Here is a 13,524-nt window from a genome sequence, read left to right on the forward strand (position 1 = left end):
TTGTACCCTGTATCTTATTTCGCGTGACGAATACGTGGATTAACCACACCGTAGATAATGTCTACCAGTAAGTTAACTAAGATGATTAATGTGGCAATAATTAAAATACCGCCTTGTACTACGGGGTAATCACGGCGGCCAATGGATTCAATTAACCATTTGCCAATACCTGGCCAAGCAAAAATAGTTTCAGTTAAGATGGCGCCGGATAATAGGATACCGACCTGCAGACCAATCACAGTGATCACTGGAATTAAGGCATTCCGCAGCGCATGGATAACAATGACACGCCAAGGCGCTAGGCCTTTCGCACGTGCAGTACGGATATAATCTTCACCCAACACTTCTAACATTGAAGAACGCGTCATACGGGCGATAACAGCCAGTGGAATGGTACCTAATACAATAGACGGTAGAATGAGGTGATGAATAGCAGATCCAAACGCGCCCACTTCATCTGATAATAACGAATCAATCAGCATGAAACCGGTGACGTGATCGATCCACAGTGACACATCAATACGCCCAGAAACCGGCGTCCAGCCCAGATTCACTGAGAATACTAACATCAACAGTAATGCCCACCAGAAGATCGGCATTGAATAACCCGTCAGTGACACTCCCATAACAGTATGATCAAATATCGAACCACGTTTTACTGCAGCAATAATACCGGCGGGTAAGCCAATACAAATAGCAAATAGCGCGGCTAAAAAGGCCAGCTCAACGGTCGCAGGGAATAACTCGAAGAATTCCTCTACAACTGGTTTTTTGGTTACCAGAGAGTTACCTAGATCGCCTTGCAGGATACCACCTACATAAGAAAAATATTGCTTCCAGATTGGCTGATCTAAACCCAGCTCAGCAGACAAGATTGCATGACGTTCTGGTGAGATACCACGTTCACCCGCCATGATTTCGATCGGGTCACCGGGGATCATATGAATGAGCGTAAAAGTAAGCAAAGTAATGCCGAAGAAGGTCGGGATCACAGTACCTAGTCGCTTTAAAATAAATTGGAACATAGAAAACTCTGAGGGTCTTTAAAAGGTTATCAATAAAGCCAAGGTTAATCACTTATGGATTAACCTTGGCTTACGCTATCCAAAACGCTCAAGTACGCGTTATACGCTTATTAGGCTTAGCACTTGAGGTTTCTGCATTGAGTGAACTTACTTTTCTAAGCTAACGCTATAGAAGTTGTGACCACCAAGTGGATCAATCACGTAACCTTTAACTTCTTTACGTACTGGTTCAAATACAACCGAGTGTGCAATCGTTGCCCACGGCGCTTGCTGTTTGAAGATTACTTGTGCTTTTTCGTACAAGTCAGTTCTTACCGCTTGGTCTGCCGTTGTTTTAGCTTCTTTAACTAATGCATCAAATTCAGCGTTACACCACATAGAACGGTTAGCACCGCCAACAGCGTCACAACCAAGTAATACCGCTAGGAAGTTATCTGGGTCACCATTATCACCAGTCCAACCCAGTAGGATAGTTTCATGCTCGCCTTTCGACGCGCGTTTTAGGTACTCGCCCCATTCAAACGTCACAATCTTCGCTTTAACGCCAACTTTAGCCCAATCAGACTGCATGATCTCAGCCATACGACGTGCGTTCGGGTTATATGGACGTTGTACTGGCATTGCCCAAATATTAGTTTCAAAACCATCTGGGTAGCCAGCTTCAGCAAGTAATGCTTTCGCTTTAACTAAATCGAATTCATAATCTTTAATATCAGTATTATAAGACCACATTGTTGGTGGAATTGGGTTTGTTGCCGCTTTACCAGAACCATTGAATACTGCATCAATGATCGCAGGCTTGTTCACAGCCATGTTTAACGCTTGGCGTACACGTACATCATCAAATGGTTTTTTGTTGACGTTAAACGCAAGGTAACCAATGTTCAGACCTTCTTGAGAAAGTAAGTTAATGTTTTTATCTTCTTCCATCATTTTACGATCTGATGGATTTGGGAATGCCATGACCTGACATTCATTGTTTTGCAGTTTAGCAAAACGTACCGATGCATCTGGTGTGATCGAAAATACTAAACGGTCAATAGCCGGTGCACCACCCCAATAATCGGCGTTACCCGCATAACGAATAAGTGAATCTTTTTGGTATTGTTGTAGCGCAAATGGACCCGTACCTGAAGGCATTACGTCAAGTTGTGCTGCCATGCCTTTTTCAAGGAATACTTTCGCTTGTTCTGCTGACATGATTGATGCAAAGTCCATCGCTAAGTTAGCAATGAAAGGCGCTTCAGGTTGATTAAGCACGAACTGAACTGTGTATTCATCTACCTTGTTAATTTCTTTGATTAATGAACCCATGCTCATTGCATTGTAGTATTCGTATGAACCACCAGAAATTTTATGATAAGGATTTTCGGCATTGCCTTGGCGATCAAATGAGAAGATAACGTCATCAGCATTAAATGAACGAGTCGGGGTAAAGTCTGTCGTCGTATGAAATGGTACATCGTGACGTAATTTAAATGTATAAACTAAACCGTCTTCTGATACTTCCCAGCTTTCTGCTAGTGCAGGAATAACTTCTGTTGTACCGAGTTTAAATTCAACCAGACGGTTAAAGATAGTTTTTGATGATGCATCAAACGTTGTGCCTGTAGTAAATAATGCAGGATTGAAGCCTTCTGGGCTTGCTTCTGAACAATATACAAAAGAAACTGGTTTTTTAGCTGCTACTGAAGATGAATCTTTCGCTGCTTTATCGTCTGAACAACCACTTAAACCTAACGTGATAATACTGGCGATAGATAGCGATAACGCGACTTTCCCTTTATTCATGCCTTGCTCCATTATGCGATGTTGATAACGTTAACTGCAGATACTAGACTAGATTGGAGTTAACGCCATTTTTGCAGATACATTGTCCGCGAATTATAGTTTTCACACAGAAATTACGTTTTTAGCGCAGTGATGTAAACCTCTGACAAAGTAATAACTAATGACAACACCACGAGATTATCCACTACAACAGTCAGATCAGCTGCCTGAGCAATTAAAAATGACCGATGTAACAATGGATTAAAGTTATACTGCAAAGATAAAATATAGTTTAACTAAGCGAACATTGAAAATAATGCTTATAATTCAAAGAACTAATAGATAACAAAAAGGAATAACGATAAAAACCAGGAGGATGGAAGCAGAATAGATGACTAAATGTGATTAAACTCACGAATTTTGTAAAATTGGGACTATCACTGAGTATTGACGAAAATTAAACCAGTGTAATTTAGCGATTTAGACTAATAACACAGTCAAATAAATGGTTGTATCATTTAAGCGGGTAATAAATTGACATTTTATAAAAATAAACACTGTTTTAATAAAGATTCATCAATCAGTGTTTTACACGCCATTCAACCTATTAAAATAGATTAAACGGCAATTAAGATTCAACAATACCAGCACTAAACACCAGTATTAGTTTGATTTACAATACTATATATGCAACAAGCTGAACACCAGCTAAAGCGAACACACCCGCCAGTACATCATCAATCATAATGCCAAAACCGCCGTGAGTATTTTTATCTAACCAGCCAATTGGACCGGGTTTAACAATATCAAAGAAGCGAAATAGTGCAAAACCAAGAATAACCCACATCCAGCCTTGCGGCGCTGCAATCATGGTAATACCATAACCGGCAAATTCATCCCAGACGATAGCGCCATGATCATGTACGCCCATGGCTTTACTGGCACTTGCGCAAATATACACACCAATAACCGATGCTAACGCCACAATAGCGATGTACTGCCATAAACCTAATTCCAATACACTGGTCATTAACAAATACAATGGAATAGCAGCAAGTGTACCCATGGTGCCAGGTGCTTTTGGCATCAAACCACTACCAAAACCAACCGCAGCTAAATGCACTGGGTTAGCATAATTTAATTTTTGTAATTCAGGCGATAAAAAATCTTTTTTCATTGGAAGTGATCCCATCCTTGCAAAGCGAGCGTTGTTAATTGCTTATCATTATAATAGTTAATTTGTGATTCTGTTGTTTCAGTACTTATAATCGCACCAACCTGCGTACAAGGTAAGTTACTGTCAGCCATGACTTGTTCTAATTTGGCTTTATTTTCTGCTGATACAGTAAATAGTAATTCATAATCATCACCGCCAGCAAGTGCATATTGCGGCCATAACGCTTTACTTACATAAGTTTGCAATGCGTTGGATAACGGTAATGCAGATAGTTCAATATTTGCCGACAGCGTCACGCCACGCGCACGGCTTGAAGCTTTAAGTATATGCTGTAAATCTGACGCTAAGCCATCAGAGAGATCAATACAGCTATTGGCAATGCCGACTAATGCTTTACCAGTAGTCACTCTCGCGGTTGGGCGTTGATGGCGGGCTATTAGAAATGCTTTCTCGCTATCCGTTAATACTACTTCATCAGTTGTTGTAAGTGCATTATTTTCAGCATCAAGCTTTGTGCGATTATCGGCATCGATTAATAACTTTAATCCTGCGTTCGCATCACCAATAGTACCGCTACAATAAATTAAATCACCGGCTTGCGCACCTTGTCTGCGTAAGGCTTTACCTTGCTCGACAAAACCTTGTAGCGTTAAGCTCAGCGTCATATCGCCTTTGGTGGTATCGCCGCCAATCAAACTGACGCCATAACTGTGTAACTGTTGATGCAAGCTATCGCTGAATGCACTTAACCAGACACTATCATAATGCGGTAAGGTTAATGCTAATGAAGCCCAAGCGGGTTGACCACCCATCGCCGCAATATCACTGATATTCACAGCGACTAATTTATGCGCGATATCGGCAGGATCGGCATCGGCAAGAAAGTGCACGCCGCTGACCATGGTATCTGTGGTCACGACTAATTGTTTACCTGCAGGTACAGACAAAATGGCACAGTCATCACCAATACCCGCGATGACGTCATTGCGTGACACCGATTTGTTCGTAAAATATTGTCCAATTAAATCAAACTCGCCTGTCGCCATAGTCTTACTGCTTTCCATTATTGTACTTTAAGTTAATCTTTCTATTGTATTTTTTAGGCATAAAAAAAGCCAGCAACCTGTGCTAGCTTTTTTGCATTGAAGAAAATAATTAAATTATTTTTTCAAACGTAATTGCAATTTACTTACAATTTTATCTAATACGCCGTTAACGAATTTATGGCTGTCTTCAGCGCCAAAATCTTTCGCTAATTCGATAGATTCATTGATCACAACTTTATAAGGTACATCTTGACGCTTAGTTAGCTCAAAAGTAGAAAGACGTAAAATCGCTTTCTCAACCAAGTCTAAATCGCCGATTGGACGAGATAGGAATGGTGACATTAACTCATCAAGTTCTACAGAATTTAAGCTTACACCTAATACTAACTCACGAAAGTAAGTTGCATCTGTGTCGCTAAAATCTTGTTCTGTTACAAATTGGTGTTCAATATTTGCAACAGTTTCTTTTGTCATTTGCCATTGATAAATTGCTTGTGTGGCAAATTGACGTGCCTTACTACGTTCCGAAGGTTTCATTTTTTCTCCAATGATACATCTAATTGATGCAAAACATTCACCATTTCAAGTGCACTTAGAGCAGCCTCCGACCCTTTATTACCAGCCTTGGTACCAGCACGCTCAATTGCTTGCTCAATAGTGTCAGTAGTTAGAACACCAAATGCAACAGGTACATCGTAGTCCATTGAAACTTGAGCAAGACCTTTATTACATTCGCCAGCTACGAATTCAAAATGTGGTGTACCACCACGAATTACCGTACCTAAAGCAATAATCGCATCAAACTGTTTTGTTGCAGCGACACGCTTAGCGATAAGCGGTAATTCTACAGCGCCAGGAACACGAACAACAGTGATGTTGTCATCGCTAACTTGACCAAAACGTTTTAGTGAATCGATAGCACCGGCTAACAAGCTTTCATTAATGAAGCTGTTAAAACGAGAGATAACAATTGCAATTTTTGCTTCTGGAGCAGGAACATTTCCTTCGATAATTTTCATGTGTACAAATCCTATATCACGGCACGTAATTTACGGCCAATTTTAATTATTGAGAATCGACTGACGAAAGGGCTCGGATTGTACCAAGCTTTCGTCAGCAAGCAAACTTATTCTACGACTATCGCTAAAACTTCTTCGACGGCTATCTATGAAATTTATTAGGTGACAAGCTAAAACTTATTTAGAGATGTATTCAACAACTTCTAAGCCAAAGCCTGATAGTGAATGGTAACGTTTGTCTGAGCTTAATAGCTTCATTTTAGACACGCCCATATCAGCTAAAATTTGTGAACCAACACCAACGCGGCGCGATGTTCCCTGCCATTTTGCTTTTGGCTGTGTTTCGCCTTTATCTTCTTGGGCAAATTGTTTTACTTTTTCAATGATATCGTTAGAATTTTCTTCATTACCTAAGATAACCATTACGCCACCATCAGTGCCGATACGTGCCATAGCATCATCAAGTGACCATGAGATCTTGCTTGCGCGGTCGGTATGCAGAATATCTGTCATGGTATTTTGTACATGCACACGCACCAATGTTGGCTGCTGGGCAACAACATCACCTTTACGTAACGCATAGTGTACTTGATTATCAATGGTATCGCGGTAAGTCACTAAATCAAAATCACCGTGCTGAGTTGGTAATTTACATTCAGCAACACGCTCGATGGTAGTTTCGTTAGTGTTACGATATTCAATTAAATCAGCCACTGTGCCCAATTTAAGACCGTGCTTTTCAGCGAAGATCTCAAGATCTGGACGACGCGCCATTTCACCGTCATCTTTTAAGATCTCAACAATCACACCAGCTGGTTCACAACCCGCTAGACGTGCAAGATCACAACCCGCTTCAGTATGACCTGCACGCGTTAATACACCGCCGTCTTGTGCTGCAAGTGGGAAGATGTGCCCAGGCATAACAATATCCGCAGGCTTAGCATCGCCAGCAACCGCTGATAATACCGTGACAGCGCGATCTGTTGCAGAAATACCCGTCGTCACGCCTTCAGCGGCTTCAATAGATACGGTGAAGTTAGTTGAGAATTGCGCCGTATTGTCTTGAACCATCAAAGGCAGTTGCAGTTTTTCTACACGCGCTTTGGTTAACGTTAGACAAATTAGACCGCGACCGTGTGTCGCCATAAAGTTAATCGCTTCTGGCGTTACTTTGTCAGCAGCCATGATCAAATCGCCTTCATTTTCGCGATCTTCATCATCCATCAAGATAACCATTTTACCTAGGCGGATGTCTTCAATAATATCTTCAATACGACTTAGTGCCATGCTCATAGCCCTTTTATAAAAATTAAAAACTACGACCAATCAAATTCATACGCTAGAGTGAAATTGGCAGTATTCATTAAAGACGCCCGGCATGCCATAAACCCATCCTTGGGATCAGAAGCCTAAGACTTGAGGCTGGCATCCTTGCCAGCAACAGCCGGCTTACTTTAATCAATACTGCACATCAACTTATAACGCTTACTTGATTGATACCTAAAAATTGATCGTGAATAGATGTTTTACTTTAAAAATCCATTACTCGCAAGAAAATCCATGGTGATACCTTGTTCAGGCGTGCTTGATTCAGCCGCTTTATCACCTAGCATGATCCGTTCTAAATAACGGGCAATAACATCTACTTCTAAATTAACTTTACGACCGACAACATAACTTTCTATGGTTGTTTCTAACGCTGTATGCGGTACGATCGTCAATTTGAATTTAGCGCCGTCAATCTCATTAATAGTTAAACTAATACCATCAATGGTAATTGAACCTTTTTCGGCAATATAACGGGCTAATTCATTCGGTGCTTGTAACCAATACTCAGTCGCACGACCAAGTTTGGCTATCTTAATAATCTCGGCAACGCCATCGACATGACCACTGACTAAGTGACCACCAAGACGGGTACTTAAGGTTAACGCTTTTTCTAAGTTTACCTTATCACCAATCTTGTAATGCGCAAAACCAGAGCGCTTAATCGTCTCTAATGACACATCTGCACGGTAGCCATTGCTTAGTAATTCAACAACCGTCAGGCATACACCATTAGTCGCGATACTATCACCGAGTTTGACATCAGTTAAATCAAGTTTACCACTGTCGACAGTGATACTCACATCAGCTCCTTTCGGAGTTAAACCTGTGAGCGTACCCACGGTTTCAATAATTCCTGTAAACATTAGTATTCCGGTTTGGCTGTAATACGAAGATCGTCACCGACCTGCGTGATATCGGTAAAGCTAAATTTCGGCACTTGCGCCATTTCAGTTAGCTCGCTTAATACTGCTAGGCCTCTGGCACAATCACCCATGAGCTTAGGTGCTAGATAAATAATTATCTCATCCACCAGCTTATTTTCAAGTAATGCACCAGCTAGCGTTGCGCCCGCCTCGACCCACAGCTCATTAATATCCTGCTGGGCGAGCGTCGTCATTAACTGGTTTAGATCTATGTTATGGAGACTATCTTGGCCAATTTCAATTCGTGAGACTGATTCATTCTCTAATATCGCTGCTGTGGCAGGATTATCGGCCACACCATTAGCATTATTTTCAATGCCATTAACTATATTTTGAATACCGTTAACTAATAGTATCTGCCCGGGCTGAGCAAATAACTGCAACGCTGGCGCCGATGAGGCCATATGGGCATCGAGCCGACGATGGTTATCTAGTATTACACGAATTGGCTGGCGTACCTGAGACTGATTTGATTTAGCCAAGGGCTTATCTGCCGAATCGAGTTGCTCAGCAAGTAAGCCACGAAATGTATCGTCGAGTGGATAGTCAGCTTGGCTTGCACCTAATTCACTATAACGTACATTAAGTGACGCATCGTCCATCATCACAGTGCTTGCGGTTGATAAGATGGCATTGGCCTGAGCACGGTAAACTTGCACATCAGAACGCGCAGCAGGACCTGTGATCCATTTACTTTCGCCGTTGTTCAATGCGGTACGTCCATCGAGGCTGGCTGCCATTTTTAACCGTACAAAAGGACGCTGTTCGCGCATACGGAGAATAAAGCCTGGATTGAGTGCATGGGCTTGTTCTGATAACAAACCAATACGCACCTTAATCCCCGCTGCAATTAACATCGCGATGCCATTACCTGCGACTTTTGGATTCGGATCGACCATGGCAATCACAACTTCAGCTACTTGTGCTTTAACCAAGGCGGCTGCGCATGGCGGCGTTCGACCATAATGACTACAAGGTTCTAATGTCACATAACAAGTTGCGCCGTGAGCAGCGCCATGTGCATCAGTATCAGCAGTATTTAACGCATGTATTTCTGCATGCGGTTCACCTGCACGTAAATGAAAACCTTCACCGACGATTTGCTCTGCTTTAACCAGCACACAACCAACATTGGGATTCGGCGCGCTAGTAAAACGGCCTTGTTTTGCAAGTGCGATCGCACGTTGCATATGCTGTACGTCAGTATCATTGAACTGACTTGTTGAGGCGAGTGTTGCCACTAGTCGATTTAACTCGGTGCGTGATTTGATTGGCATAGTCATGAGGACTCAGATATCGGATTATTTGTCGAGTTTGGCAATTTCTTCATTAAATTCTTTTACATCTTCAAAAGAACGATAAACCGAAGCGAAACGCACATAAGCCACTTTATCGAGTTTTTTTAATACGTCCATGACCAGTTCACCTAGAAAACTTGATGCGACTTCACGCTCACCAGTGGCTCTTAAACTTGATTTGATCTGATTAATACCAAGCTCAATCTGCTCTGCGGCAACCGGACGTTTCTCTAACGCACGATAAATACCATTAACCAATTTATCTTCGTTAAAAGGTTCGCGTTTGTCATCTGTTTTAATGATGCGTGGCATGACTAATTCAGCAGTTTCAAAGGTAGTAAAACGTTCATGACATTTCGCACACTCACGGCGGCGACGCACCTGATGGCCTTCAGCCACAAGACGAGAATCGATAACTTTAGTTTCAGTCGCGGAACAAAATGGACAGAACATAAACAATCCTATTGAATAATATTATTCTGAGTCTATCGTTAAACAGCAGGCGGGTACAGAAAAGTGCAGGTAATTTTGTGGAATTAATAAATAAGTTAACAAATTGTTGAATAATCAGTCGGTTTTTAATACCTATTTTAAGAAGATAAAAACCGACGATATTTGTTGCGGGTTTATTCCGCGTGACGATTTACTTCGTTTACAAATTGACTCGATACATCAATATCTTGCATATCAAGTTGGTTTATACCCGCGCCTAATAAGGACAAGCGCGCCTTCTGATTGTAGCTTAATCGACTTAGCATTAGCGCAGAGTTAACTTGTTTTGCTGATGGTGTTTTCGCTTTGCTTGATTTACGGCTGTGGCTAATTTCATTTTCAATCGCTTTAATTTGATCTGCGCCCTGTATTAACTCTTTATTTTTCACTGTTGTGGTACGCCGACTGTGCGCATTAATATCGGCGTTAGATTGAGCTAATGCTGCTGCCGGAGTACGACCCGCACCTAGGTTATCTGCGACTTGCTTACGATTCAATTTTCGTTTAATCGCCGCTAAAAAGGCATTGTTGGGTTCAACGACAGAGACTGATTGCGGTCGCGTTGCAATTTGCTGACGCTTCAACTTATTTTGGATACCGACTAAGAATTTATTGGTTGGTTTCGGCGCTTGCTTGGCTTCAACTCTGTTTATTTGAGCATTATTGATAGCAGCCAGCGTTTGTTGTTGTTTAAGAATGTGCTGCTGAGCAACCAGCAATGCGCGCTGCTCAACTTGTTGACGGGCGAGTTGTAGTTCAATTAACACCAACTGCGGATCACGGCGCGTGAGTACCTTGTCAATTTGACGCTCAACGTTAGCATTGGCTACAATATCATCAAGACCATCGAGTAAGTTAGCGACTTTCTTCGAAGCAGACAAATCCTTGACGACATCATTCATATCTATTTGTGTACGACTAGCTCGGCTTTGCGCGGCATTTTTCTCCACGATTTGACGTGGAAACTGACTATAATGCATCGCACCATCGGCATCACGCCAACTGTATACTTTAGCTAATGTTGCATAACTCATCGAGCCACAAACTAACGCTAATAATAAACGTTTATAATTACTTTTTGAATTCAGCATCATCCTTTATACCTCACCCTATCCATTATTCTAACTTGAGATGACCTTCTCAAGTGTCGCTTTCGCTATTGATTCAAAGAATATCCTAACCACAAAATAGAATCACATGTTTCAATAATGTTAACACCAACAAGGTAGGCATCAAAATACTATCTCTACATTTAGCGAACCTGTGCTCACCTTTATTCAATTCGGCTCACAGTTAAGATATAAACAGACTAAGAACAATTAAATATAAGCGTATTGAAGATGCGATTCGCATCGGAATAACGATTGGTTAGCTCGGCATTTTTACCGTATTTACCGCAGTGCTCCTGTGCCATATCCACCACATCTATGGTATCTAATTGACCAAGTTCATATTCATAAGAAGCGCCATTTTCAGTTTTAGTTAATACCTCTACCGAGCTACAGCCCGTCATAGCAACAACAAACGCCGCAATGCTGATTTTTTTAACAAGTTGTTGAGGTATGCTTTGAGCGACTTGCTTTAGAATAAACTTATTCATCATATTTCCCATCCTTGGTCTATGAAATTGGCTTGATAGCCACTCGAAAGCAGCGCGCTATGACAGCTGATAATACGATCCTGAGCCAATAAAAAAGCATGGAAATAGCATGATTTGGGGTATGAGCAGGTATGAGAAATGGTAAACGATGAGTTTCAGGCATAAAAAAACCGTAAATGACTAGCTTAACTTTATTCAAGTTAAACAGCATTTACGGTTAACAAATTAACCAGTTTTTAAAACCCTTAGGCTTATGGATTAATTTTGTCTATACAGCCTATTTATAAACAGGGCTATTTATAAACCGGATAGTCAGCACATAGCGCTTGTACGTTAGCACGCACTGTTGCAGCTACTTCTTCATTACCCATGTTGTCTAATACGTCACACATCCAACCCGCAAGTTCGCCAGCTTTATCAGCTGGGATACCGCGACGTGCAAGTGCAGGCGTACCGATACGTAGACCAGATGTAACAAATGGTGAACGTGGATCGTTAGGTACTGAGTTTTTGTTTACTGTGATATGTGCATTACCCAGTGCCGCATCTGCGTCTTTACCTGAGTACTCTTTACCAATCAGATCAACTAAGAACAGGTGATTTTCAGTACCGTTAGATACGATTTTGAAACCACGTTCTTGTAATACTGCAACCATGCTTTTCGCACAATCAAGTACATTTTGTTGGTAAACAGCGAACTCTGGTTCCATCGCTTCTTTAAATGCAACCGCTTTAGCAGCGATAACGTGCATTAAAGGACCACCTTGACCACCAGGGAAGATTGCTGAGTTTAATTTTTTCTCAATCACTTCATCTGCTTGCGCAAGGATAAGACCACCACGTGGGCCGCCTAATGTTTTATGCGTAGTTGTAGTCACAACATGTGCATGCTTCATTGGGTTTGGATATAGACCAGCAGCAACTAAACCTGCAACGTGTGCCATATCAACAAATAGGAAAGCACCAACTTTGTCTGCGATTTCACGGAATTTAGCCCAATCAACAATGCCTGAGTATGCAGAGAAACCTGCAACAATCATTTTTGGTTGATGTTCAATCGCTAACGCTTCAACTTCAGCGTAATCTAGTTCACCAGTTTCAGGGTTGATACCATACTGAACTGCATTGTAGATTTTACCAGAGAAGCTTACGCTTGCACCATGTGTTAAGTGACCACCATGAGCAAGGCTCATGCCTAGTACAGTATCGCCTGGTTTAACTAATGCCATGTAAACAGCAGCATTGGCTTGTGAACCCGAGTGTGGTTGTACGTTTGCGTAATCAGCACCAAACAATTGTTTTGCACGTTCGATTGCTAAAGACTCAGCAATATCAACATACTCACAACCGCCATAATAACGTTTACCTGGGTAACCTTCTGCATACTTGTTAGTAAGCTGAGAACCTTGAGCTTCCATTACGCGTGGGCTTGTATAGTTCTCTGAAGCAATAAGCTCGATATGATCTTCCTGACGAGTTACTTCCTGTGTCATTGCTGCCCATAATTCTGCATCATAGTCAGCTATATTCATATCACGTGTAAACATCCGTTTTCTCCTGATTGAGATTATACAAGTTGGTCTATTAAGTTAACATTTAGTTAGCAAACTTAACATCTGATTGGTAGGTTTAACATTTGACGAGCAAACCTAAAATTTAGTTAGTAAATCAAAACTAGAGCACATTGTAACGTGAATGTTGCCGACTTCCTACTAGAATGCCTTGAGAAAATTTCAATTTTGCGTGAAAACACTGCATTTTAAATTAACTTTGATCAAAACTGACTCCACGGTTAAATTAATTCCGCTATAATGCAGCCCAATAACAGTACTCAACCCTATTTGG

The 13,524-nt window shown here is 41.4% G+C and carries 13 protein-coding genes; all 13 read right to left on the minus strand.

The window, feature by feature from the left end; translation table 11 throughout:
- Positions 1 to 14: 14 nt before the first annotated feature.
- Entirely contained in the window at positions 15 to 1,025 is a 1,011-nt protein-coding gene (locus CXF93_RS18420; protein ID WP_017221101.1) for an ABC transporter permease subunit, read from the minus strand.
- A 147-nt stretch (positions 1,026 to 1,172) separates the two neighbouring features.
- Entirely contained in the window at positions 1,173 to 2,816 is a 1,644-nt protein-coding gene (locus tag CXF93_RS18425) for an ABC transporter substrate-binding protein (protein WP_101063976.1), read from the minus strand.
- A gap of 652 nt (positions 2,817 to 3,468) precedes the next feature.
- Positions 3,469 to 3,972, minus strand: coding sequence for a phosphatidylglycerophosphatase A (locus tag CXF93_RS18430; RefSeq protein ID WP_101063977.1), 504 nt, complete (start codon positions 3,970 to 3,972; stop codon positions 3,469 to 3,471).
- Complete coding sequence (gene thiL / locus CXF93_RS18435) at positions 3,969 to 5,036, minus strand: thiamine-phosphate kinase (protein ID WP_232784257.1); 1,068 nt, start codon at positions 5,034 to 5,036, stop codon at positions 3,969 to 3,971. The genes CXF93_RS18430 and thiL overlap by 4 nt, the downstream gene beginning before the upstream one ends.
- A gap of 96 nt (positions 5,037 to 5,132) precedes the next feature.
- Positions 5,133 to 5,555, minus strand: coding sequence for a transcription antitermination factor NusB (gene nusB / locus CXF93_RS18440; protein WP_017221097.1), 423 nt, complete (start codon positions 5,553 to 5,555; stop codon positions 5,133 to 5,135).
- On the minus strand, positions 5,552 to 6,037 hold the full coding sequence (gene ribE / locus CXF93_RS18445) for a 6,7-dimethyl-8-ribityllumazine synthase (protein WP_017221096.1): 486 nt from the start codon (positions 6,035 to 6,037) through the stop codon (positions 5,552 to 5,554). The genes nusB and ribE overlap by 4 nt, the downstream gene beginning before the upstream one ends.
- Positions 6,038 to 6,214: 177 nt before the next feature.
- The gene (gene ribBA, locus CXF93_RS18450) at positions 6,215 to 7,324 is read right to left on the minus strand and encodes a bifunctional 3,4-dihydroxy-2-butanone-4-phosphate synthase/GTP cyclohydrolase II (protein WP_101063979.1); all 1,110 of its coding nucleotides are present in this window, start codon (positions 7,322 to 7,324) and stop codon (positions 6,215 to 6,217) included.
- 239 nt (positions 7,325 to 7,563) lie between these two features.
- Positions 7,564 to 8,229 (minus strand): riboflavin synthase, encoded by a 666-nt coding sequence (locus CXF93_RS18455; RefSeq protein WP_101063980.1) that lies wholly within the window; start codon positions 8,227 to 8,229, stop codon positions 7,564 to 7,566.
- Complete coding sequence (ribD, locus tag CXF93_RS18460) at positions 8,229 to 9,566, minus strand: bifunctional diaminohydroxyphosphoribosylaminopyrimidine deaminase/5-amino-6-(5-phosphoribosylamino)uracil reductase RibD (RefSeq protein ID WP_101064067.1); 1,338 nt, start codon at positions 9,564 to 9,566, stop codon at positions 8,229 to 8,231. Before ribD ends, CXF93_RS18455 begins: the two co-directional genes overlap by 1 nt.
- 24 nt (positions 9,567 to 9,590) lie before the next feature.
- Complete coding sequence (gene nrdR / locus CXF93_RS18465) at positions 9,591 to 10,040, minus strand: transcriptional regulator NrdR (RefSeq protein WP_101063981.1); 450 nt, start codon at positions 10,038 to 10,040, stop codon at positions 9,591 to 9,593.
- Positions 10,041 to 10,213: 173 nt separating this feature from the next.
- Positions 10,214 to 11,173 carry a DUF4124 domain-containing protein gene (locus CXF93_RS18470; RefSeq protein ID WP_101063982.1) on the minus strand — a complete coding sequence of 320 codons (960 nt, stop codon included), beginning with the start codon at positions 11,171 to 11,173 and terminating at the stop codon, positions 10,214 to 10,216.
- A gap of 215 nt (positions 11,174 to 11,388) precedes the next feature.
- Positions 11,389 to 11,682 carry a hypothetical protein gene (locus CXF93_RS18475; RefSeq protein ID WP_198551706.1) on the minus strand — a complete coding sequence of 98 codons (294 nt, stop codon included), beginning with the start codon at positions 11,680 to 11,682 and terminating at the stop codon, positions 11,389 to 11,391.
- Between the two features lie 290 nt (positions 11,683 to 11,972).
- Positions 11,973 to 13,226 (minus strand): serine hydroxymethyltransferase, encoded by a 1,254-nt coding sequence (glyA, locus tag CXF93_RS18480; protein ID WP_101063983.1) that lies wholly within the window; start codon positions 13,224 to 13,226, stop codon positions 11,973 to 11,975.
- Between the last annotated feature and the right edge of the window lie 298 nt (positions 13,227 to 13,524).

The organism is Moritella sp. Urea-trap-13 (assembly GCF_002836355.1).
In the GTDB taxonomy this organism is placed as follows: Bacteria; Pseudomonadota; Gammaproteobacteria; order Enterobacterales; family Moritellaceae; genus Moritella.

Excerpts from the sequence above, each read along its gene's own strand:
- CXF93_RS18420 (WP_017221101.1), bottom strand. The coding sequence starts at position 1,025 with ATGTTCCAATTTATTTTAAAGCGACTAGGTACTGTGATCCCGACCTTC.
- CXF93_RS18425 (WP_101063976.1), bottom strand. The coding sequence starts at position 2,816 with ATGAATAAAGGGAAAGTCGCGTTATCGCTATCTATCGCCAGTATTATC.
- CXF93_RS18430 (WP_101063977.1), bottom strand. The coding sequence starts at position 3,972 with ATGAAAAAAGATTTTTTATCGCCTGAATTACAAAAATTAAATTATGCT.
- thiL (WP_232784257.1), bottom strand. The coding sequence starts at position 5,036 with ATGGAAAGCAGTAAGACTATGGCGACAGGCGAGTTTGATTTAATTGGA.
- nusB (WP_017221097.1), bottom strand. The coding sequence starts at position 5,555 with ATGAAACCTTCGGAACGTAGTAAGGCACGTCAATTTGCCACACAAGCA.
- ribE (WP_017221096.1), bottom strand. The coding sequence starts at position 6,037 with ATGAAAATTATCGAAGGAAATGTTCCTGCTCCAGAAGCAAAAATTGCA.
- ribBA (WP_101063979.1), bottom strand. The coding sequence starts at position 7,324 with ATGGCACTAAGTCGTATTGAAGATATTATTGAAGACATCCGCCTAGGT.
- CXF93_RS18455 (WP_101063980.1), bottom strand. The coding sequence starts at position 8,229 with ATGTTTACAGGAATTATTGAAACCGTGGGTACGCTCACAGGTTTAACT.
- ribD (WP_101064067.1), bottom strand. The coding sequence starts at position 9,566 with ATGCCAATCAAATCACGCACCGAGTTAAATCGACTAGTGGCAACACTC.
- nrdR (WP_101063981.1), bottom strand. The coding sequence starts at position 10,040 with ATGTTCTGTCCATTTTGTTCCGCGACTGAAACTAAAGTTATCGATTCT.
- CXF93_RS18470 (WP_101063982.1), bottom strand. The coding sequence starts at position 11,173 with ATGATGCTGAATTCAAAAAGTAATTATAAACGTTTATTATTAGCGTTA.
- CXF93_RS18475 (WP_198551706.1), bottom strand. The coding sequence starts at position 11,682 with ATGATGAATAAGTTTATTCTAAAGCAAGTCGCTCAAAGCATACCTCAA.
- glyA (WP_101063983.1), bottom strand. The coding sequence starts at position 13,226 with ATGTTTACACGTGATATGAATATAGCTGACTATGATGCAGAATTATGG.